The organism is Thalassotalea algicola, from assembly GCF_012932965.1.
GTDB classification, from domain to species: Bacteria; Pseudomonadota; Gammaproteobacteria; order Enterobacterales; family Alteromonadaceae; genus Thalassotalea_F; species Thalassotalea_F algicola.
Genome location: NZ_JABBXH010000002.1, coordinates 73128 through 95378, shown reverse-complemented (window position 1 = coordinate 95378; position 22251 = coordinate 73128). Strand labels below are relative to the sequence as shown.

The window sequence follows — 22251 nt, the reverse complement described above, 5'->3', positions numbered from 1 at the left end:
ATAAAAGCAAAAGGGAAAATTAAAATTAATGAAAATTATTGACCCTCATGTTCATTTTTTTGACTTAAAAAAAGGAAATTATCATTGGCTAAAGTCAGAGAATCCGCCATTTTGGCCTGACAAACCTATCATTCAAAAAAACTTTAACGAAAATGATATGAAATTAGCTTCCCCTATGGAATTAGCGGGGTTTGTTCATATTGAAGCAGGGTTTAATAACGAACAACCGTGGCAAGAAATAGCCTGGCTAGAGTCGATGAACACTATGCCTTTCAAGAGTGTTGCGTCAATAGATTTAACCAGTTCGCCTCAATATTTTATTAAACAAGTTAGCAAGCTATTAACTTATTCTTCTATTGTTGGCGTAAGACATATTTTAGATGACGATGCAGAGCAAATTCTTAGCAACAAAAATACCGCAACTAACTTAGCAACATTAGCGACCAATAATTTACATTTTGAACTACAAATGCCACTAGCAAATCTAGCAGCAGTGTCTTTACTTGAAAAGCTTTTAAAAAACGCTCCGCATTTAAACGTCATCATTAATCACTGCGGTACACCGAAATTAACAGCTAAGCAGAACCAAGCTTGGTTTGATGGAATGGGGCTATTAAGTGAATACCCAAAGGTAACGATAAAGTGTTCCGGGTGGGAAATGTTCTCAAGACACTACTCTAACCATCAACTAACAAGAGTTATTAAGGCTTGCATAGCAATATTTTCAATGGATAGGGTAATGCTCGCCAGCAATTTCCCATTATTGCTGTTTAGTTGTAGTTATCAAGAACTATGGCAAAGCTATCGAGTTGCATTCGGGCTTACTTCTAACGAGTTAGAACAACTTTGTTACCAAAATGCACGCCGTTATTATCGTTTTAGCGATTGATGCTAGCAGTCTTCTGTAACTATAGTAACTGTACAGTTAGGATCACCAAATGAGTCATAGATAACATAACAACCTTGATTAGTTAATGGTGAACTTGAACTGGGGATATCATAACCTATAAAAGTGTATTGGTTGGTCGTTACTGTCGGTTCAAAGCTTTGTGCATCAATATCGATAAAATCTTTCATATCTAACTGATTACCAAGTTCAGCACTGCTTTCAGGACATAGATTTCTAAAATCGACTTCTGCAGAACCAAATCCAAAGTCAACAACATAAGCAGACTGACCGGCACCTGGATTAGAAGCTACAGGACTCAGGCCACTTACCCGAGCTTTAGCTTGAGCTAGTTTTATCGTTGACTCCATTGTGCCCTTTATCGCCTGTAACGTAGCTACTTTTGCGTCACCTGATAAATTCAAGAACTTGGGTGCAGCGGTTGCTGCTAGAATGCCTAGAATGACAATCACAACTACCAACTCAATCAAAGTGAAACCGCGAGCTTGCGATGAATTTACCATATTCGTACTACTATATAATAATTAAAATCGCCAAAGTATATACATTTTAGTAACAACTATTCAATACATTAGGCGATTAAACTAGTAACGCTAACAGTGCTCACATGTAATTGTGATCACCATCATTATACGTTGGCTAACTGCCATAAAAAAAGGGACTATAAGTCCCTTTTAAAACAGCGTCAATTGCATATTATTTTGTATATGCTTTAGGCATAACTGATTGTGTCATATAACGATCACGAAGCTTGTCTTGGCGGCTCTCTAGTACTTGCTCTTCACCATTAATCCAAACTTTTTCTGCACTACTGCTTAGTTCAAATGGATCGGCACTCCACAATACGATATCAGCCGGTTTGCCTACTGCAATTCGACCACTATCTAAGTCAAATACATCCGCTACATTCGCGGTAACCGATGCTAAAGCTTGATCGTAATCCATGCCGTTTGCGACTGCATTACCTGCATTAAAACGAAGCTGATGCCCGTTATGGGTGTCATTCTTAGTGAGCACAACTTTAACGCCAGCTTTACTTAACTTGCCTGCATTCTCTAAGTGAGCATGCAGTGAGTCAAAACTTCCAGGCAGATTACGCATGGCATTCATTACAACTGGTACCTTTGCTTGTGCAATTTTATCAGCTACAACAATCGCATCTGCCGCACCTAATAATACTAAATCTAGGTTAAAACGTTCTTTAAGCGCCAGCATAGCTAGAATATCAGTAGCACGATCAACATGAACCAATAACGATTTTTCACCTTTTAATATTTGGTTAATCGCTTGTTCGCCACGCTTAGGCTCTTTTTTGTCTTTCTTATCTGATTTCTTGGCTTTCGCTGCTTTATCTAGTGCCTTTTGTGCATCTTCAAGCTTGTGGGTTAGCTTTTGTAAATCAGTTGCACGTGAACCTTTTGACTTGCTACCTAGCTCAAGAACAACGTCTTGTTGGCTTGCGATTACGCTATCGTAATCTCCCGTTAAATTAACAACAAAAGTTTGGCCTTTAAACATATCATCACCGCCATTTGGGGCAACAACGCTGCGAGTAATTCCACCTTTGCGAGTAAACGCAACAGCAGTAGACTTTGGGTTGTACGCCAAGCTTGCGTCAAAAGTAATGTCAGCTTTTTTCTCACCAGCGTCGCGACTGCGCGCTACAGCACCTACTTCCACTAGACCTAATTGATTCATCGAAACAATGAACCCTGGTGTTAATATTTTACCTTGTGCATTAAACGTTTGGTCTGCCGTCACTGTTTCAGGGTTAATGGCGGTAATGACGCCATTATCAATTACAACTGTCGCATTTTCTAAAACACCAGCTTCAGTTACGGTGTGTACTTTTGCATTAGTTATTGCCAAGCTCGCTGCATTTGCAGCAGTTGCCGAAGCAAGTGCTAAGGCGATTAAAGAAGATTTAAATAATTTCATTGTCTATTCCTCGCCTTATTCCTGAATTAACTCTTGCCCAAGCATAAAATCACTTTGGGCCTGATACTTTTCATCATGACGGTCATAAACTTTTGCACCATCAACAAATACTTGTTCCGCTTGCGCGTAAACACTAAACGGATTGGTATTCCATAATACGACATCCGCATTTTTGCCAGACTCAAGGCTGCCTGTTTTATCTGCGATACCTAATGACTTAGCGGCATTGCTAGTGATCCATCGAATTGCATCAGCCTCTGTTAACTTAAAGCCATTCTCATTAGCGCGATACATAATTTTACCCGCTTCTTGGTTTAAGCGTTGAATTGTAGTACTTGAATCTGAGTGAACAACAGCACAAGAGTTTTTCATGGCATCAACAATAGCAACATTTTCTTCAACCATATCGTAAGCTTCCATTTTAAAGCCCCACCAATCTGGCCACATAGCAGCACAGTTACCGTTTTCAGCTAGCATATCTGCAACTTTGTATGCTTCAATACCGTGATGGAATGTACCTGAGTGATAATTAAACTCTTTGCCTAGGTCAATCATCATTGCCATTTCTTCTGCTTTGTAACAATGATTGTGAATTAAAATTTCTCCATCAAGCACACCTCTAAGAGTGTCTAACTCAATATCACGTACGGGTGCTTCTGGGTTTTTACCTGCCGCATATTCAGCATCATATTTTTCCCATGCACGCTTGTATTCAGTAGCCTCTGCCCAAGCCATACGGTAACCCGCCATGTTCCCCATTCGAGTACCCGGTGCTTGCTTACGATTACCATAAACTCGTTTAGGGTTTTCACCACACGCCATTTTTAAACCATAAGGTGCTGTAGGGAATTTCATACCTTGCATGGTATGACTTGGTACATTTTTCAACGTTACACCACGACCACCAAAGAGGTTGGCGGAGCCTGGCAATAATTGTAGCGTAGTAATACCACCCGCACGTGCCGCTTGAAAGCCAGGATCTTGTGGCCAAACGCTATGCTCAGCCCAAACTTCAGACGTATTAGGTGATGTCATTTCATTGCCGTCAGAATGCGACTCTACCGACGGGCTTGGGTAAACCCCTAAATGAGAGTGTACATCGATTACACCCGGTGTAACCCACTTGCCTTGACCATCAACAATAGTGGCGCCATCAACAGCTAAATCTTTGCCTACTTGTGCAATCTTGCCATCAACAAACAATACGTCAGCATCATCTAATCGCTCACCGTTACCTACTAATACTGTAGCATTTTGAATGACAGTTTTTTGTTGAGGCAACACTTGATAAGTGCTTGGATATGGGTATTTATTAATAGTAACCTTAGCGTCCTGTTTTTCCGATTGCATACAACCAGTTAAAGCAACAGAAACAGCTACCATCACCATAGATGGAATCAGTTTTTGCATGATTATTTCCTGTATTTTTGCTCTTTACCAGAGGGAGCTAGCCGAGCAATATAGTTATATATGAAAGTTAACCCGACTACATTAGTATGAATAAATGTTAACAACAAGACACAAGCTAAATATTTAGATACAAATTGCGACAGAATACCTGCCCAGTACGATTAATGTCGATTACTTAAATAACCAAACTTTGATTCGCGACCTGCGTAACGACAATAACCAAAGCAGAATCAACGCATATAAAGCCGGTTGATAAATATCTGACTTGATTGACCAATAGAAATGAATAACGACAGCAATAGCAGCAATATAAACCCAGTTATGCAATTGCTGCCAATTTTTACCCATTTTTCGTTTAATGCGATTTATTGATGTAAAAGCTAATAAACTTAATATTAGAAACGCCATCATACCTACGGTTATATAAGGCCGCTTTACGATTTCACTAACAAGTAGCCGCCAATCAAATTGGAGCTCAAAGAATATAAAATTTAATAAATGAAAAATGGCATAAGTAAATGCCCACAAACCCACCAACCTTCTTAATTTAATAAGCACAGGCTTTTTAAAAAATTTTGCGGCTGGGCTAAGTGCCAAGGTTAAAAGCAAAATATTTAACGCTCCGGTACCGGTAAAGTGAATAACATATTCAACAGGGTCTGCGCCTAGCGTATCGTTAATTGCCCCATAATATAACCAAACTAATGGTAAAAGTGCTGCCAAATGCACGATAATTTTAACGCTTGTAAGCATTTTAAAACCTCAGGTAAAAAGCCTCTGTTTGAAATTTAATAAAAGCGCTTTAAATCCATATTTTTATATAGATGTGCAACTTCATTGCCATAACCATTAAACGGTAAAGTCGGAATTCGGTTGCGTGCAAACAAACCGCCAGATGTAATACGCCTTTCACTTGCTTGACTCCACCTGGGATGAGCTACATCAGGGTTTACATTCGCGTAAAAACCATATTCTCTTGGCGCTAATAAGTTCCATGTTGTTGGTGGCATTTTATCAACAAGTTTAATAGAAACGATTGATTTAATACTCTTAAACCCATACTTCCACGGTACTACCAGCCTAATAGGCGCACCGTTTTGAGGGGGAAGAGTTTTTCCATATAAACCAACACTGAGAAATGCTAACGGATTCATTGCTTCATCAATTCGAAGCCCTTCAACGTAAGGGTAATCAATCCCGCCACCAATTCTGCGACTTCTTTGGCCTGGCATCTGTTTAGGATCGTGTAAGGTTTCAAAAGCAACATATTTCGCTTTGCTTTTTGGATCTGCTTTTTTGATTAATTCTGCTAACGAAAAACCAACCCAAGGAATAACCATTGACCAGGCTTCGACACATCGTAAACGGTAAATACGCTCTTCAAGCGGCACTCGTTTAAACAAATCATCATAATCTAGAGTAAGTGGTTTGTTGACCAACCCAGAGATCGAGAGTTGCCACGGATTAACTTTAAAGTCTTGAGCATTTTTTGCGGGATCCGATTTATCTAAGCCAAATTCATAGAAATTATTATGGCTTGCAACTTTCGCTTCTGGCGTTAATTGCTCTTGTGAAACTTCAGATATTTTAAAGTCTAATTTACGATATTGAAACTTGCTTTTTTCTGCACTATTCCAAAAATCTAAAGGTGAAGCGCTTGCAGGCTTTGCAAGTAAACTACCAGCTCCAATATAGCCCATAGACTTTAATAATTGGCGGCGGTTGATATAAACTTGCTCGTCGGTGACTTGTGCTTCACTTAATTGATAAGGTTTTTTTGATTTGATTAACATACCATCTCCACAAACAATAATGCTGACATTTTGTCAGCATTATTTTAATAGACCTGATATGTTGCTAAAAAATTTTAATTAGCCACTTTGGCTTTTAAATAATTGATAATATCACTGGACTCATATAACCATTCAACATCATTATCTGCAGTTTCAATCTTTAAACAAGGTACCGTTGCTTTCCCACCACCTTGGATTAATTCATCACGATAATTGTGCTGCTTATCCTGTATATTTCGAATAGGTAACTCAATACCTTCTCGCTTCATTGCTCGACGAACTTTAACGCAAAATGGACAAGCAGGTAATTGATACAAACTTAACTGTTTTAACTTTTCTGCCATTTGTGCTTGTTGCTCAGCAGAAAGCGAAGGTGACTTAGGGAAAGTTAAGAAGTTGATAAATAAAATAATTTGGCCAACAAACCAACGAATAATTGCCATTATCTATACCCATTACTATTAAAAGCCGCGGATATTAGCATATTCTGATGCTTAGCCCAACTCACACAGACCTAACAACAAAGCCAGTCCATTTACACTTTGCTGTTAGTTATTTATGAGATATGTTTACCACATTAAATCATCAGGAATTTGGTAGGCAGCATACGGATCGTCTTCATCAACCTCATCAGTTGCCGACTTATCATTTTGCAATAGCACAACATTCTCATCTAATGTTGCAACTTTTTCCGCAGTCTCTGCAGTAACAACATAAGTGACATCATCCAAACCACAAATAGACAAACGACCATTAACAAGTGCCTTTTGTGTTTGCTCATTGACAAAAAGTTTTTTGATTTTACTGCCAAAGGTGTAATTATACTCTGTTTCACCTTCAATACCTTTAACTTGGTGGTGAGTCAGTATTTGTAATATTCGTTGATGAAGCTCTTTAGCCGCAAGCTCTAGCTGACGTTCAGCATTTAACGCTGCATCTTTTGCCAACTTTTCAGCTTTTTGCTTAGCAATATCTTGCTTCACTTGTTCTTGAATGCTTGATTCAACTTGAGCTCCGCTACGTTTTTGCTTATTTTTCTTTCGTTTATCAGTATTCGCTTGCCGTGCTTTTTGCTTTGTCGTCAAGCCTGCTTTTAGTAGTTGATCTTGAAGAGATGCCATATCAATACCTCACAAATTTTGCCGCTATGCTATCAAAAATAAAGACAGTAAACACCTATGTACACCACCTAATAAAAACAAAAATTGAATCCGCTGTAAAAATAAGCAACTATAAACAACTATAATAATAAAAATACTCAATAAGCTGGTTGTAAATGATGCTTAAAACTTTAGCGATAGACGAACTCGAAGTAGGTATGTTCGTTCAAGACATCAGACTTAAAAATACGCAACATAAAGTTAAAAACCAAGGCAAAGTAAACTCTCCTCGCACTATAGAGCTTTTGAAAAAACAAGGGGCTGTTAGTGTTGTGGTCAAACTCGATCCTGAGCAAGCCCAAGCATCAGCCACTAATGAAGCTCCAATTAACACAACTCCGCAAAAAGATAAGCCACAAGGCGCCTTAATTTCAGTGGCAGAAGAGTTTGAGCAATCAAAACAAGTTTACGACCAAGCCACAGAAAATGTAAAAAAGATCTTTGCTCAAGCAGCGGGCGGACAAAAACTAACCACTGAAAAAATTCTCGTATTAGCTGATGAAATAACCGAGTCGGTATTTCGTAATGAATATGCAATCACCATTTTGACTCGTATACGTCAGCAAACCAATTATCAGTGGGAGCATGCGATCAATACCGCAATTTTGATGTGTGGTTTTGGCCTTTATTTAGGGCTAAAAAAGGCCACCGTTAAGCAAGTTACCTTAGGGGCACTATTTCATGATATCGGCTTAGCGAAAGTCCCGAGCGCAATTCTCAAAAAAAACGAAAGCCTAACAGATAATGAAATGTCGGTCGTGAAAAAGCATATTCACTGGGGGCTAGAAATAGGTAAACGTGACAATATTCTTAACGATATTGTCATCGATATGCTCGCCAATCACCATGAAAGACTCGACGGCTCCGGTTACCCTAGAGGATTAGAGCAAAATAAACTATCAAAACTTGCTCGTATGACAGCAATAATTGATGTCTATGACGCGATGACAGGGGATAAAACCTATAAAAAAGGTGTGCCACCTATGGTTGCACTGCGACACTTATTATCGAATGAAGATAAATTCGACCAAGGATTAGTTCAACAATTTATCAAATTTTTGGGCGTTCACCCGGTTGGATCATTAGTAAAACTATCGAATGATAAATTAGCCGTAGTCACTGAAGGCAACAGAGATGAGCCGCTTAAACCCAAAATAACGACCATCTATAGCACCAAAATAAACAGTTTAATTACACCAAAAAATTATGATCTTACAGAAGGTTCAGCAACCATTTTGTCTGCGGTGCGCAGCGAAGATTATCAATTAAACCTACCTAAACTTATCAGAAAAATTAGTTTATAAAGAATAGCAATGGCGCAAGGTATTCACCCAGCGCCATATGCTTAATTAAACTCCATTGGTTAATGTCCTACGATTAAACAATACCTTGTTTAACAAGTGGAAGTTCTCTATAACGCTTACCTGTTAATGCGAAAATAGCATTGGTAATAGCAGGAGCAACAGGCGGAACGCCTGGTTCACCGACACCACCTGGAGGATGCTCACTTTCAACGATATCAACAATTGTTTCTGGCGTATCAGTTATTCTTGCCATGGGATAGTCATGAAAATTACTTTGTTCTATCACGCCATCTTTAGCCGTTAATTCGCCAAAGAAAGTCAACGATAAACCAAAAACAGCAGCACCTTCCATTTGCGAACGAATACGTTCAGGATTAACAGCCGTACCACAGTCTACACTAAACCAAACTTTATCAACTTTAACTTTTCCGCTAGCTGCTTCAGAAACTTCAGCTATACAAGCAACATAGCTGACAAAGCTCCTATGTACTGCGATACCAAGTGCTTTTCCTTTAGGCCGTTTTTCTTGCCACTTTGCGAGCTTTGCAACGCGTTCAACAACTGCTTTTAACCTTGCAGTGTCTATCGGATAGCGTGAAAGTTCTTCGCCGTAATTTCCGTATTTTGCATTTTCCTGAGCCAAATCTATTTGTCGATCTGAGCCAATTAACTTTATTAAGTGGTCTTTAGGATCAGCACCAGCTTGATTAGCTAATTCATCAGCAAATGAACACACCGCAAATGCCTGATTGATATTTGTAACAGAACGCAGCCAACCTATTCGCGTATGTGCTTCAGCCTTACCTGCCGCACACTGAACATTAGCAATGTCATACGGCATATCAATGAGGCCTAAATTTGCCTCTGAGCCTATAACATTAGCTCCTTTACTAAAAGTTGCGCCAATAGTTGGCAACGCAACATTATGCTGCCATGCCGTTACTTCATTATTTTGGCTAATGCCTGCTTTGAGTTTTTGATAACTAACAGCGTGATAGTAACCATTTTTTATTTCGTCTTCTCGCGTCCATAAAACTTTTACAGGCTTACCACGAAGCTTTGACATTAGTGCTGCTTCCACAACAAAGTCTGGTTTTGATTTTCTGCCAAAACCACCACCCAATAATGTCACATTAATATTAACCTTTTCAGGTTCAACTTTAAGAAGCTGCGCCACTGTACCTTGCGCAGATTGCGGTGTTTGTGTACATGCCCATATATCAAAAATACCATCATGATAATGTGCCGTTGCTGCTGGTGGCTCCATTGGAGCATGTATCAATTCGGGCACATAATATTCAGCCGCCAATACCTTCTCAGCCGATGCGAGCGCCTTATCAACATTCCCCTTTTTTCGCAGTACTGTGTCAGCTTTATCACAACTTGCAGCCAGAGCAGCCTTATAAGTGTCTGAGTTATAAACCTCATGACCGCTATTTATCCATTCAATTTCTAAAGCTTCACGACCCTGCATCGCCGCCCACGAGTTAGTCGCTATAATGGCAACGCCACCAAGCGGTTTAAATAAAGGCGGCTCTTCGATATTGTCCAAAGCAACAACATCTACTACGCCTTTAATTTTCTTCGCTTTACTGGCATCAAATCTTCCAAGTTTTGAAGCAAGCACAGGTGGACGAGCAATAACCACATACTCCATATCAGGAAGATCAACATCAAAACCATAAGTTGTATTACCCGTCGCGATATCATGACCATCAACTAAAGCAACATTAGATTTACCAATAAACTTAAAATCTTTCTTATCTTTGAGCACAAGCGTTTTAGCTTCTGGAACTGGTAAAGTTGCAGCTATCGCTACTAAAGAACCAAAGCTTGCCTTCTTTCCACTGGGCTTATGGATTATATGGTTTTCTTTGGCATAGCATTCATTGGCTGGCACTTGCCACTGGCTCGCTGCGGCTTGTTCTAACATAGTGCGAGCCGTTGCTCCAGCTTCCCTTAGCGGTTGATAAAATCTACGCACAGAGCGTGAACCATCAGTATTCTGGCTACCATACTTCTTATCACCTAAGCCTTGAATGACTTGTACTTGCTGCCAATCAGCTTCTAATTCATCCGCAACAATCATCGGAATACTGGTTCTAATGCCTTGCCCCATTTCGGAACGATGGACAACGATACCGACAGTATTGTCACTATTAATATGAACATAAACACTTGGTTCGAACTTCGTCGCAGCACCACTTGCTAACGCCTTTGGCATAAACGAGATTTCCGGAAAGTTAACAGCTAAGACTAACGCACCAGATCCAATACCAAATTGTTTGAGAAATTTTCGGCGGCTGACATTTTCAATGACTTTCATTATTTGCCTCCTTTAACTTCAATCGCTAAATCAGAAGCTAAATGGATGGCTTTACGAATACGCTCATAGGTACCACAACGACATATGTTGCCACTCATGGCCATATCAATTTGCTCATCATCAGGCTTAGGATTATTTTCTAGTAAAGCTACCGCCGACATTATTTGCCCAGATTGGCAATAACCACACTGCGGTACATTTAACGCTTGCCAAGCTTGTTGAACAGGATGGTCACCTTTTTCAGAAAGTCCTTCTATCGTGGTAATTTTTTGATCACCAACGGCAGAAACCGGTGTTGCGCAAGAACGAATTGGTTGGCCATTTAAGTGCACAGTGCATGCACCACATAGCCCTTTGCCGCAGCCATATTTGGTTCCGGTGTATTTCAAAATGTCTCTTAATGCCCATAAAATCGGCATATTTTCATCATCATCGTATTGATGCGCTTTTCCATTAACATTGAGGGTGATCATGGTTTAATTTCCTTGATAGCCTTATTTTATTGTTGTTCTAATTCTTTTATTGCTGCTAACTGTGATGGTGTATCTAAGTCATATTCAGCATTGCGTATTTGATGAAACTGCACATGATCAAGATACTTATTAAGAATAGGTTTAGCACCAATTTGACCTGAAAGGCCAATTAATTTTGTAAAAAATGCTTTCGGAAATACTACCGGAGGCCCGAAGCTTACATTTTCTTTCTCACTCCCTACCTCTTGATTATGCCAACTACAGGCATGAATATTGTCTGGCTGCTGCTGCCAAGATTGCACTAATAATACTAAATCATCAGTTGTTACTCGCCATTGATCAACTAATAACAACATTGCTGCGGCAACCGACCCAATTTGTGCAAAACCACAGGCAATTGAGCTGCCCATACCCTGCTGCCAATTTTCATTGTCGATCACGTTAACAGGCATATTTTCTAGCATGGATTGAAACTTTTCTGATTGACTGCCAAGCACTACATATACGTTATCACTAACACTTAATGCCAAATTAATTTGTCTTAGCAATAACGGCTCGCCTTGGAAATGTACAAGTTGCTTTGGTTGTCCTAAACGACTTGAATTACCGGCGGCTATAATAATAATTGCCAAGTCGTTTGCATGTTTTGTGTGAGATTTATTGTTGTACATAGGCCATATCAAGTTGGCTAACCGATAACAGAGATGACATCTGTTGTTGAACCTCGGCTAATATTGATAAAGCTATCGCTTGTGGACTTCTTCCTCCAATATTTAAACCAACCGGCCCAAAGACACGTTCAGCATGCGATGCATAATTGCTACCCACAGTTTCTAACATTTTGTCCCGCCTAGCTTTCGGCCCGAGTAACCCAATATAGGAAACTTCACTAGTTAGTAGCGTTGCCAAATATTGCTGATCAAAGCTTAAGTTATGCGTCATCACTATCGCCGCATTAAATTGTTTAAAATAGCCAGACTGACTATTTTCAGCTCTCAATTTTACTTTATTAACCGCCAAGTCAAAATCAATGGCAGCTAACGCATTTTCTCTATGATCATGAACCGTAACTTGCCACCCCATTTGAATTGCCATATTGGCAAGGGGTATAGCGTCTGGGCCAGCACCTAATATTGCGACCGAGATAGCGGGAGTAACAGGAATAGAAAGCCACCGACCACTACTTGTATTAGCCTCTTTTGGCACCTTATGCTGTCCACTAAAAATAGCCTTAGCGAGAAACGCTAATTCCTCGCCTTTTTCTGGAAGTGAAATCCAATATCGACCTTGTTTTCGTTGCTCGATGGTTGTCAGTAGAACATTAAAATCTAAGTGATTATTTTCTGGAGATAATGGTAACAATAAAATATCAATAGCGCCTTCACAGCCAAGACCGAGTCCCCAGAGTAAATCAGCATCGGCGGTTAAATCATATTCGAGCAATTTAACATTTTGCTCGCTAAAAACCGCTTGCGCGTGCAGAGCTATGTCAGCTTCTAAACAGCCGCCGCTTAGTAAACCGGTGCACTGCTGACGTTCATTTATCAACATAAGTGTGCCAGCCTTTCGGTAAGTTGCACCTTGCGTGTTAATAATTACCGCCAGTACGTATCTTTCTCTAGTGTTAAATTGAGCGGATATTTCTAACCAGTTTTCTTGCATAGTTGTATTTTGTGCTAAATAAATTTATGAGTTTTTGAATTGTGACAAACACTGTTTTAACGTTTGCCAAGGTAGTAAAGCACATTGCTGACGTACCGGAAAATCAAACACCCCATTTAATGGTGATAGTGCTTCAGCAAACGGCACCTTTTGTGCAAATGAACTTTCAATAAGTGCTATAGATTCTTTAGCCTGCACATCAGACAGCGATGATACTTGTTGACACATAATCGAAGCAGACGCTCGGCAAATTGCACAACTTTCACCTTCAAATGAAATACCTGTAATTGTATTTTTCTCAGTACTTATTTTTACTGTAATTTCATCCCCGCAAGCAGGGTTATAACCATCACTTTCTGCGCTAGGCTTAATATTGTGTTGAAACCCTGTTGGGTTTTGATGATGGCTTAACAGCGCTTGTTGATATAGCGTAGTTTGCATCTTTATACCGCCATTATTGTATGTGCCTTTTCAAGTCCATCAATCATAGCATCTATATCTTGCTGTTCATTATACAAAGCAAGTGACACTCTGATGCTACTGTTTTTATTTAAATAACTATGTAATGGTTGGGCACAATGATGACCCGCACGAATCGCAACATTATGTTCGGCTAAAATAGATGCTACATCATGACTGTGAATGCCTTTTAAATTAAACCCGACAATCGGTGTTGCTTTATCTGTAGCTACTAAAAACTGACAGAACCCTATAGCGCTTAAACGCTGTCGTAAATAGTTGGAAAGCTCACTCATATATAATTGTGCATCATTGCTACGTGCAAATTGGATATACTCTATAGCTGCAGCTAACGCCACGATAGCCTGAGCATTTAAACTGCCAGCTTCGAATCTACGGATACCTGTTTGCCATAAACTTTGGTTATTAGTAACACGTTCGACCATCCCTCCGCCAAAAACAACAGGTGACATTGCTTCTATGACTCTTTGATGGCAAAACAATACGCCAACGCCAAATCCTGCATAGAGTTTATGTCCAGAAAACACATAAAAATCGCAACCTAACGTTGAAACATCTAAAGGATAATGACCAATGTATTGTGCGCCATCAACGACCACTTTAACTGAACTATTAATCGACTTTATCTGGTTAATAATTTGCTCAAGTGGATTTTCGACCCCTGTTACATTGGATAAATGGCTAATTGTGAGCAATAAAGTATTTTCGTCAATCAACTCGGTTAGCAATTCAATATCGACTTCACCACTTGCCTTTACGGGTGCTATGCGAAGTTCAGCACCAACTGATTGTGCAAGTTGCTGCCAAGGTACAAAATTTGCGTGATGCTCTGCAACTGTAGTAACAATATTATGCTTAGCGGCTATTTTGTCTGCAAAGTATCCTTGAACAATTTGATGAATCGCTGATGTCGCACCGGATGTAAATATAATTTGTTGTGCACAGGGCGCGTTAATAAAGCTGGCAACTTGCTGACGAGTGTTCTCTACGCGATCAGTTAAATCACTAGAAAGGGGGTAAAAACCTCGATGACTATTCGCGTGTTCAAATTGCAAATAACGCTGATTAACAGCGACAACTTGCTCTGGAATTAAACAAGTCGCTGCAGAGTCTAAATAATGTAAAGGAGGCAGGCTTGAAGATGGGTAATGTGAATCGTCAAACATTACAAAATCTTTACGCCAAGGGCTCGATAACGTCATCAATAACAGTCAAAGTTATTCTTATAATGACGATAGCTTACCGAATAAGTGTTATATAGCAAACTTTGCTAGTAAGCCATTGTGTAACTATTAATGAATTGGCTCAGTTTTGTGATAATCAGCTAACGGTTTAGGCAGTGCGATACCATACCCTTGAACAAAGTCGACACCTAAATCACTTAGTAAGTTCATAGTTTCATCACATTGCACAAATTCCGCAATCGTTTTCATATCCATGGTTTTAGCCATAGTAGCTATCGCTTTCACGATGGAGTGATCACTTTCACTTGTCAGAATTTCCTCGACATAACTACCATCAATTTTGATGTACTGTGCAGGCAAACTTTTTAGATAACTAAAGGTACTAAAGCCTTTGCCAAAGTCATCCAATGCGATGTTGAATCCTACCATTTGAAGTCTATCGACCATTTGACGTGCTAAATTCATATCTGCAATTGCTGCGGTTTCTGTTATTTCAAAGCAAATAGCTGATGATGGAAAGTTATAGCTACGTTGGCATTCAAGCACCTTGGTAATGAAATGTTCATTGGTAATGCTATCGCCAGACAAATTAATCGCTATGACTTGTTTTTGCCAAAGTTCAGGTTGTTGTTCAAACCAAGCAAAAGTTTTTGAAACAACCCAATAATCCACTTTATCCGTTAAACGAAAGCGTTCAACCGCCGGCAAAAATACGTTAGGGCTCAATAGCTTACCACCCGATTGTAAACGAAGTAATATTTCGATGTGTTGTTTAGGGTTATCGATGTTATCAAGCGCTTGTATAGATTGATAAAACAAAGCAAATTCATCACTTTCTAGTGCTTGATGTATTCGCGCAGCCCAACGAGGTTCTTGTTGCAATGACATTAATTGATCATCATTTTGACTGAAGAGCTGATTGTTATTTATACCCTTGTTTTTTGCAATAAAACAAGCAGCATCAGCTTGGCGCTTCAATTCTGTGATGTGTGGAGATTTGGCATTAATTAAAGTACCACCAATACTAGCGCCTACTTCAAATACTTGTCCTGAAGCGCTAAATGGTAATTGTTTTAATGCCAAGTTCAGCTTATTCATAACTGACTGCACTATGTCAGGTGTTACTTGGTAAAGCAAAATAGCAAATTCATCGCCGCCTATACGCGCACATATGTCGCTTGAGCGTACATTGAGTTTTAAAATATTAGCTACGTCACGTAATAACTGATCACCAGCTGCGTGGCCAGCATTATCATTTATAAGCTTAAAACGATCCATATCCATTTGCAGCAACGCGTGCTGCTCACTATTTTCCTGTGCATCATGCCAAGCATCAGTTAATCGTTGCTCAAATTTGTAGCGATTAAATAGCTTTGTGACATTGTCGTGATTTGCTTGAAAACGAAGACGTTTTCTTAGCTTTTCAGCTGTAGTGACATCCCTAAGCACCACAACAGTGCCAATAAGCTCATCGCCACTGTATACGGGTGTAACCTGTCTTTCGATCGCCAAAATGCGATTGTTCATATCAACATGAAAAACTGATTTATATAAATTAGTTCGCTGCTTAACGCTAAGCTTTTTCAATACCTCATGAAAATCCACATGATCTTCAGGTACTTCAATGGCGCGCTGACACAAGTCGTAATCGTTATGCAGTAAGTTCTCTTGTTGACAAGAAAACAACGCCAAGCACGCTTTATTAACTGCCGATATCTTCCCGGCTGCGTCGGTTCGAATTACTGCATCATTGATAGCATTTAGCGTTTCTATGTAGCCATTACGTTCATTAGTTAACTGAAGAACGTAGCGTTCTAGATGTGAAAATACTGAAGATAGCCATTTAGAAACAAGCGTTGGTTGCGTTTCGGTGTCATTCGACAACATATGCATTAACAACTGACTCAACTGCCAGCTTATTTGACGTCGATACAAATACAAAGAAATAGCGATAATTATGCCGCTGACCACAAACATTTCGAGCGGCGACATGGCCGCGACAAAAAATATGCTAAGCGTCATTACTGCTAAGATACTGAAAAGAAAATAAAACTTTCGTTTAAAGATATACAACAAAATTATCACATAAAACGACGTACAAAAATTGCGCTGGATAGTATCAAAAATTAAGCATACGATCCATTATTGTTACAGTTTTACTTGGTTTATAAGGCAGGTATTTTATGTCTTCAAATAGTTGTATACAGAATACACTAGTTATTTAACTAACTTGATAAAGGCAGGTTCTTCTATGCTTTGTTCAACTTTAGGTTCAGGTTTTCTAACTTTAACTTCTTTAGTTACTGATTTGCCATTATGGTAACGATGGTAAGCAAAGTTATCTAACCCCATCATTTCAGTAAACTTATAAAACGTCATAAAGTCATCTTTAGTAAACTCTTCATCTGACTTAGTCACTAATCCATCGACATACATAGAATCACCATTAATGTTGCAATTTGCGATTGCATTATATGGTTTACCATATTCATCAACTTTTAATGCTCGAACCATTTTTAGCTCAAAACACCAATCGCCAATTTGGATGTAACGATTTAGATTGTCTGACATGTAAACTCCGTCATTATTATTTTTATCTTAGTACATTAGGGTTGTTCGTAAATAGCTAAGGGCTATTAGAAATCCATTCCAACCTACAGACATCGTCTTCCTAGAAGCACAGCTGGGCGCTGAGGGCGGACATTATTACATCCTATTTACAAATCTTCTACCAAAAAAATCGTATATCTTTTTTCTAAATAAAAAACATCTACTTAACCTTTTCATCTAGCCCCTTTTTAAATTTATAGTGCATAAACTACAAACACTAAGTAAGCTAACTAAATTGCTATCTGTCTGTTAAATAATAATGAAAAATATCAAACCCTTCGCAATTGCTCTTACACTAATATTATTGTTTTTTTTGGCTACTGGCGCCGCTTGGCTATACAGTCGAGTAGACAGCGCGCTACCTCAACTAGAAGGTAAAGCCACCCTCTTTGGTCTAAATGCAACAGTCAATATCGAGCGTGACGAATTCGGTATCGCAACTATAAAAGCAGAAAACAGAAATGATGCTGCTATGGCGTTAGGCTTCGTCCATTCGCAAGAGCGCTTTTTTCAAATGGATCTACTTCGCCGCAATTCAGCAGGAGAGTTGTCTAGTTTATTTGGCGAAATGGCACTTGATTATGATAAAAAAATTAGAGTTCATCGTTTCAGAGAGCGCGCAAGAACCATTGTTAATAGCTTAGGTAATCATGAACTTGAACTACTAAAAGCATACACCAGAGGCGTAAATCAAGGACTAGAGCGTCTAGGAGCTAACCCTTTTGAATACTTATTGCTTCAACAAACCCCTGTGCTTTGGCAGGAGGAAGATACTGTACTGTCGGTATTTAGCATGTACCTCGATTTACAGTATTCAGCAGGCGAACGAGAACTTAGCCTAGATATAATGAGAAAAGCATTACCTGCTGACTTATTTGCCTTTTTAACACCCAAAGGTAGTAAGTGGGATGCAGCAATTGACGGCAGTCAATTTTCACAATCACCAATGCCAGCGAACTTTCCAAAGACAATAACTAGCGACGGGCGCACAGTAAGCATTTCAAAACGGGAACCAAAATTTGTCGGTTCAAATAACTGGTCAGTTTCAGGAAAACTATCAACAACTGGTAGTGCAATTGTCGCAAACGACATGCATTTGGGAATTAGAGTACCTAATACTTGGTACCGAGCAAGCTTGATTTACAGCAGCAACGATAAAACAGTAAAGATCACAGGTGCAACATTACCCGGTACGCCTAATGTAGTAGTCGGCAGTAATGGCAGCATTGCCTGGGGATTTACCAACAGTTACGGTGACTGGAGCGATGTCATCGTATTAGAAACAAATGAAGATAAAAGCCAATATTTAACACCTGATGGCTTTAAAAACTTTACGTCTCATAGCCAAATGATCGCAATAAAAGATCAAGAGTCGATTGAAATTCAAACACAAGATACCATTTGGGGCCCCGTTATTGGTGAGAATTCAGACGGAAAACTGCTAGCCTATCGCTGGGTTGCTCACGATATCAATGCCGTCAATTTAGCTCATGTACAATTAGAGTCTGCAACAAATGTTGACCAAGCATTTAATATTGCAGCCCAATCCGGCATTCCTGCTCAAAATATGATGGTTGCAGATATTCATGGCGATATTGGGTGGACAATTATGGGACCCATTCCTCGTAAACGTGGCGAAATTGACGAATTACCTAAAGATTGGTCAACAGGTGAATTTGGGTGGGACGGATATTTAACACCTGATGAGTATCCAAACGTAAAATCACCTGCTGACGGTAGATTATGGACCGCAAACTCACGTATTGTCGGTGGTGAGATGTATAAAAAAATTGGTAACGGCGGCTATGCACTAGGTGCTAGGGGCCAACAAATTAAGCAACGTCTATTTGAAAAAGAGCAATTTTCTGAAAAAGACCTGCTAGCCATTGCCTTAGATACCGAAGCTATTTATTTAAAACGCTGGCAGAAATTAGTCCAAGAAAAAGTGCTAACGGAGCAAATGTTGTCTCAAAAACCACTGTGGCAAGAAGCGAAACAATACCTAACTAAGGATACATTATCTGCAAACGTTGAATCTGTAGGTTATCGTATTGTTAAGAACTTCAAAACAGAGGTCAAACGTCGAGTTTTTTCTCAATTAGATTCATATTTAACAAACTATGATGCAAATTTCTCATTCAAAACAGTGCGTAACCCACTAGAAGTATCTCTTTGGAAGTTAGTTGAAATGCAACCGGAAGGTTTTTTAACTCAAGAAAACACTTGGCTAACACTGTTCAACGATGCACTCGATACGGTACTTGAAGACATGACTCAAGATCAGCCTTTAGCTAAAGCAACTTGGGGACAAGAAAATGCCGCAGCAATCAATCATCCCCTTAGTAGTGCGATACCAATTTTTGGTAAATACTTAAATATGCCAGCGGAACCATTAGCTGGTGATGGTTTTATGCCACGTGTTGATGGAGGTGGTTTTGGCGCATCAGAACGTATGATTGTGTCGCCTGGACATGAAGAGTCTGGTATTTTTCATATGCCAACCAGTCAAGCGGGGCACCCTTGGAGCCCATACTTTGGTAAAGGGCACAATGACTGGGTAAATGGCAACCCTAGCCCATTTTTACCTGGTAAAACCAAATATAAATTAACGCTTTTAAGTTATTAGTGCTTGAACTCTAGTTATACAGTCGATACAGTAAAGCGATGAACATAAAAAACGCAGCATTTCTCTTTATTTTCTTTTTTACCTCAGCAAGCTGAGGGGCGTTTTTTGTGGCAAAATTTACCGAGCAAAAAACCTCCTAAACAGGAGGTTTTTTTTTACCTGAATTAATGAGTACGACAGAGGAATGAACGTGGAGCAAGAACTAGATCTTAATGTAATAAGAGAGCAAATCACCGATACTGACCAACAGTTGCTAGAATTATTTGCTAAACGTCGAGCGTTAACCCTTAATGTAGCCAAAAGTAAGGCACATCAGGTTCGTCCAGTTCGAGATCAACAACGTGAACAAGAACTACTCATTAGATTAATCAACAATGGCAAAAAACTAGGCTTAGATGCCCATTATGTTACTAGCGTATTTCAAACCATTATTGAAGACTCAGTATTAAACCAGCAGGCCTTTTTACAAACACTGACCAATCCAAACATACAAATGCCAATGGTAAGCGTTGCATTCTTAGGAAATAAGGGCTCATATAGTTATCTAGCTAGTCATAGATACTTTTCTCGTCGTGCCGAAAACATTATTGAGTCAGGCTGTCAGAGTTTTGCTGAAATCATGCAATTGGTTGAAGCAGGCCATGTTGATTACGGTATGTTGCCTATCGAAAATACAAGCTCAGGCAGTATTAATGAAGTTTACGATCTACTTCAACACACTAACCTAGCAATTGTCGGTGAAATTACGCAGCCAATTGAGCACTGCCTGCTAACAGCAGTAAATACGCGATTAGAAAATATTCAAACCATTTATGCTCACGGGCAACCGTTCACTCAATGCAGTAACTTCCTAGATAAACAACACGATATGCGCATTGAGTATTGCGATAGTACTGCTGATGCTATGGCTAAAGTATTTGAACTACAAGATGAAACTGTTGCAGTGATTGGCAGTGAAGAAGGTGGTCATTTATATCAATTACATGCACTTGAAAAGTCGATTGCTAACCAAGACGAAAACCATAGCCGCTTTATCTTAGTTGCTCGTAAGCCAATCGATGTTGCTGAACAAATCCCAGCGAAAACGACATTTATTCTAGCAACCGGCCAAAAACCAGGTGCTTTGGTTGAATGTTTATTAATACTTAAGGATAAAGGTATTAATATGTGTAAGCTTGAGTCTCGTCCAATTCAAGGCCGACCTTGGGAAGAGATGTTCTATATTGATGTTGAAGCAAACTATAAAACTATGGCAATGCAAGAAGCAATCGCAGAGTTAACCGAGTTAACTAAGTTTATCAAAGTACTCGGCTGTTACCCTATTGAACATATTAGTCCGACAAGCGTACCTAGTAGCGAAATTTAGTAACTAAATAAAAGCCGCTAGTGGAATAATTCTACTAGCGGCTCTATGTATTGTAACGTTAGGAAAACTTAATTAATTGAGCGCAGCTAAAGGCGGCATAGTCGTTAATTTTTCACTGTGATAGTTGGCTTGCCATAACGCTATAGATTGGTGAAGCGCGTTAGACAAAATAGTTAATTCTAATTGGCCTAAATCTGACTGGTAAAAGTCTACATAAGCTTGTAAATCTTCAAGAGAAAAATCACGGTATAAATAATAAGATAACAATGCTATCTGTTGAGATAAGTCTTCTTCTAACAATACTCTAAGCTCTCGCAACTGTTCGTTTACGGCTTGCGAGTTAAAACCATCTTCCTTGGCCGAAGGCGAAGCCAATAATGCGATCATTACTGGTTCACTTACCGAAATCGTTAAATCAACCATAGAATCAATCATTTGTTTAGAGTCGATCAGCTGATTAATTAATGCCATTTTTTCTTTTGACGGTAAGCTTTGAGGTAGTTGCTGAGCAAAAGCAAAAAATTCGTTCGCAAAATCATCTTTTTCAGCTAACGCATCTTGTGCTTTTAATTGAACTGCAAGTTCACCAGTTTGCCAACTTACTAACTGCTGCAGCTGAGCATGCTCTAATCGGTTAGCAACTGACGCAATAATATTGCTCTTAATATTCTGTTGTTTCCACGCATTTACTAATGCGGCAAGAATTTTACTATCAGGGGCATCTTTCCCTTGCTCGGCAATCGTATCTTGATACATAGATTCAACTTGTGCTGGTACAGAAGTTAGCAGCTGATTGACACCTATCATCTCAAAATAACTCGTTAATAATTGTTCCTTTGCAGGCTGTTGCACCTTGGCGAACACTGAAAAGGAAAGCAGTAAACAATTGAAGAAAAGAAATACCTTTTTCACGAAAATCCTTATTAAAACAGGGTAGAAAAATGAGAAACATTAACGCATTGTTAAATTAAAAAGATACTAACACTCGAACAATACGCCCTATCATTCTAGC

Annotated in this window: 20 protein-coding genes; 4 read left to right on the top strand and 16 right to left on the bottom strand. The window is 39.3% G+C overall.

Features of this window, described 5'->3' with window-relative positions; translation table 11 throughout:
- Positions 1-28 precede the first annotated feature (28 nt).
- A complete protein-coding gene (locus tag HII17_RS05015) occupies positions 29-889 on the top strand; it encodes an amidohydrolase family protein (RefSeq protein ID WP_169074270.1) in 861 nt (286 codons plus the stop codon).
- 2 nt (positions 890-891) lie between these two features.
- Here HII17_RS05015 and HII17_RS19305 read toward each other — a convergent pair whose 3' ends face one another.
- The 7 genes from HII17_RS19305 to HII17_RS04980 all read right to left on the bottom strand — a co-directional run bounded on the left by HII17_RS19305 (position 892) and on the right by HII17_RS04980 (position 7169).
- The gene (locus HII17_RS19305; protein WP_169074269.1) at positions 892-1410 is read right to left on the bottom strand and encodes a pilus assembly FimT family protein; all 519 of its coding nucleotides are present in this window, start codon (positions 1408-1410) and stop codon (positions 892-894) included.
- A gap of 193 nt (positions 1411-1603) precedes the next feature.
- Complete coding sequence (locus HII17_RS05005; RefSeq protein WP_169074268.1) at positions 1604-2845, bottom strand: amidohydrolase family protein; 1242 nt, start codon at positions 2843-2845, stop codon at positions 1604-1606.
- A gap of 15 nt (positions 2846-2860) precedes the next feature.
- The gene (locus HII17_RS05000) at positions 2861-4255 is read right to left on the bottom strand and encodes an amidohydrolase (protein WP_169074267.1); all 1395 of its coding nucleotides are present in this window, start codon (positions 4253-4255) and stop codon (positions 2861-2863) included.
- A gap of 171 nt (positions 4256-4426) precedes the next feature.
- Entirely contained in the window at positions 4427-5008 is a 582-nt protein-coding gene (msrQ, locus tag HII17_RS04995) for a protein-methionine-sulfoxide reductase heme-binding subunit MsrQ (RefSeq protein ID WP_169074266.1), read from the bottom strand.
- A gap of 35 nt (positions 5009-5043) precedes the next feature.
- The gene (gene msrP, locus HII17_RS04990; protein WP_169074265.1) at positions 5044-6048 is read right to left on the bottom strand and encodes a protein-methionine-sulfoxide reductase catalytic subunit MsrP; all 1005 of its coding nucleotides are present in this window, start codon (positions 6046-6048) and stop codon (positions 5044-5046) included.
- 74 nt (positions 6049-6122) lie between these two features.
- Complete coding sequence (locus HII17_RS04985; RefSeq protein WP_169074264.1) at positions 6123-6491, bottom strand: glutaredoxin family protein; 369 nt, start codon at positions 6489-6491, stop codon at positions 6123-6125.
- A 126-nt stretch (positions 6492-6617) separates the two neighbouring features.
- Complete coding sequence (locus HII17_RS04980) at positions 6618-7169, bottom strand: DUF2058 domain-containing protein (RefSeq protein ID WP_169074263.1); 552 nt, start codon at positions 7167-7169, stop codon at positions 6618-6620.
- A gap of 155 nt (positions 7170-7324) precedes the next feature.
- Between HII17_RS04980 and HII17_RS04975 the strand changes: the two genes are divergently transcribed.
- Complete coding sequence (locus HII17_RS04975) at positions 7325-8512, top strand: HD-GYP domain-containing protein (protein WP_169074262.1); 1188 nt, start codon at positions 7325-7327, stop codon at positions 8510-8512.
- 73 nt (positions 8513-8585) lie between these two features.
- Here HII17_RS04975 and HII17_RS04970 read toward each other — a convergent pair whose 3' ends face one another.
- The 8 genes from HII17_RS04970 to HII17_RS04935 all read right to left on the bottom strand — a co-directional run bounded on the left by HII17_RS04970 (position 8586) and on the right by HII17_RS04935 (position 17208).
- The gene (locus HII17_RS04970) at positions 8586-10838 is read right to left on the bottom strand and encodes a xanthine dehydrogenase family protein molybdopterin-binding subunit (RefSeq protein WP_169074261.1); all 2253 of its coding nucleotides are present in this window, start codon (positions 10836-10838) and stop codon (positions 8586-8588) included.
- Positions 10838-11311 (bottom strand): (2Fe-2S)-binding protein, encoded by a 474-nt coding sequence (locus HII17_RS04965; RefSeq protein ID WP_169074260.1) that lies wholly within the window; start codon positions 11309-11311, stop codon positions 10838-10840. Before HII17_RS04965 ends, HII17_RS04970 begins: the two co-directional genes overlap by 1 nt.
- Before the next feature lie 26 nt (positions 11312-11337).
- The gene (locus tag HII17_RS04960) at positions 11338-11943 is read right to left on the bottom strand and encodes a nucleotidyltransferase family protein (RefSeq protein WP_169074259.1); all 606 of its coding nucleotides are present in this window, start codon (positions 11941-11943) and stop codon (positions 11338-11340) included.
- Positions 11944-11968: 25 nt separating this feature from the next.
- Entirely contained in the window at positions 11969-12973 is a 1005-nt protein-coding gene (locus HII17_RS04955) for an XdhC family protein (protein ID WP_169074258.1), read from the bottom strand.
- A gap of 24 nt (positions 12974-12997) precedes the next feature.
- The gene (gene sufU, locus HII17_RS04950) at positions 12998-13414 is read right to left on the bottom strand and encodes a Fe-S cluster assembly sulfur transfer protein SufU (RefSeq protein ID WP_169074257.1); all 417 of its coding nucleotides are present in this window, start codon (positions 13412-13414) and stop codon (positions 12998-13000) included.
- 2 nt (positions 13415-13416) lie between these two features.
- On the bottom strand, positions 13417-14619 hold the full coding sequence (locus tag HII17_RS04945) for an aminotransferase class V-fold PLP-dependent enzyme (protein ID WP_169074256.1): 1203 nt from the start codon (positions 14617-14619) through the stop codon (positions 13417-13419).
- 126 nt (positions 14620-14745) lie between these two features.
- Positions 14746-16659, bottom strand: a complete 1914-nt coding sequence (locus HII17_RS04940; protein ID WP_169074255.1) for a putative bifunctional diguanylate cyclase/phosphodiesterase — start codon at positions 16657-16659, stop codon at positions 14746-14748.
- Between the two features lie 195 nt (positions 16660-16854).
- A complete protein-coding gene (locus tag HII17_RS04935; protein WP_169074254.1) occupies positions 16855-17208 on the bottom strand; it encodes a hypothetical protein in 354 nt (117 codons plus the stop codon).
- 298 nt (positions 17209-17506) lie between these two features.
- Here HII17_RS04935 and HII17_RS04930 point away from each other — a divergent pair, with 298 nt between their 5' ends.
- Together HII17_RS04930 and pheA are read left to right on the top strand one after the other, a co-directional pair.
- A complete protein-coding gene (locus HII17_RS04930) occupies positions 17507-19873 on the top strand; it encodes a penicillin acylase family protein (RefSeq protein ID WP_169074253.1) in 2367 nt (788 codons plus the stop codon).
- 190 nt (positions 19874-20063) lie between these two features.
- Positions 20064-21239, top strand: a complete 1176-nt coding sequence (gene pheA, locus HII17_RS04925; protein ID WP_328824467.1) for a prephenate dehydratase — start codon at positions 20064-20066, stop codon at positions 21237-21239.
- A 72-nt stretch (positions 21240-21311) separates the two neighbouring features.
- On the opposite strand, the gene HII17_RS04920 is transcribed toward pheA, so the two are convergent.
- Positions 21312-22151, bottom strand: coding sequence for a DUF2059 domain-containing protein (locus tag HII17_RS04920; protein ID WP_169074251.1), 840 nt, complete (start codon positions 22149-22151; stop codon positions 21312-21314).
- Between the last annotated feature and the right edge of the window lie 100 nt (positions 22152-22251).

Bases quoted from the DNA above. Each gene is read 5' to 3' on its own strand.
- HII17_RS04945 (WP_169074256.1), bottom strand. From the start codon at position 14,619: ATGTTTGACGATTCACATTACCCATCTTCAAGCCTGCCTCCTTTACAT.
- HII17_RS04965 (WP_169074260.1), bottom strand. From the start codon at position 11,311: ATGATCACCCTCAATGTTAATGGAAAAGCGCATCAATACGATGATGAT.
- sufU (WP_169074257.1), bottom strand. From the start codon at position 13,414: ATGCAAACTACGCTATATCAACAAGCGCTGTTAAGCCATCATCAAAAC.
- HII17_RS19305 (WP_169074269.1), bottom strand. From the start codon at position 1,410: ATGGTAAATTCATCGCAAGCTCGCGGTTTCACTTTGATTGAGTTGGTA.
- HII17_RS04975 (WP_169074262.1), top strand. From the start codon at position 7,325: ATGATGCTTAAAACTTTAGCGATAGACGAACTCGAAGTAGGTATGTTC.
- msrP (WP_169074265.1), bottom strand. From the start codon at position 6,048: ATGTTAATCAAATCAAAAAAACCTTATCAATTAAGTGAAGCACAAGTC.
- HII17_RS04980 (WP_169074263.1), bottom strand. From the start codon at position 7,169: ATGGCATCTCTTCAAGATCAACTACTAAAAGCAGGCTTGACGACAAAG.
- msrQ (WP_169074266.1), bottom strand. From the start codon at position 5,008: ATGCTTACAAGCGTTAAAATTATCGTGCATTTGGCAGCACTTTTACCA.
- HII17_RS04940 (WP_169074255.1), bottom strand. From the start codon at position 16,659: ATGACGCTTAGCATATTTTTTGTCGCGGCCATGTCGCCGCTCGAAATG.
- HII17_RS04985 (WP_169074264.1), bottom strand. From the start codon at position 6,491: ATGGCAATTATTCGTTGGTTTGTTGGCCAAATTATTTTATTTATCAAC.
- HII17_RS04955 (WP_169074258.1), bottom strand. From the start codon at position 12,973: ATGCAAGAAAACTGGTTAGAAATATCCGCTCAATTTAACACTAGAGAA.
- HII17_RS05015 (WP_169074270.1), top strand. From the start codon at position 29: ATGAAAATTATTGACCCTCATGTTCATTTTTTTGACTTAAAAAAAGGA.
- HII17_RS05005 (WP_169074268.1), bottom strand. From the start codon at position 2,845: ATGAAATTATTTAAATCTTCTTTAATCGCCTTAGCACTTGCTTCGGCA.
- HII17_RS04935 (WP_169074254.1), bottom strand. From the start codon at position 17,208: ATGTCAGACAATCTAAATCGTTACATCCAAATTGGCGATTGGTGTTTT.
- HII17_RS05000 (WP_169074267.1), bottom strand. From the start codon at position 4,255: ATGCAAAAACTGATTCCATCTATGGTGATGGTAGCTGTTTCTGTTGCT.
- HII17_RS04930 (WP_169074253.1), top strand. From the start codon at position 17,507: ATGAAAAATATCAAACCCTTCGCAATTGCTCTTACACTAATATTATTG.
- HII17_RS04970 (WP_169074261.1), bottom strand. From the start codon at position 10,838: ATGAAAGTCATTGAAAATGTCAGCCGCCGAAAATTTCTCAAACAATTT.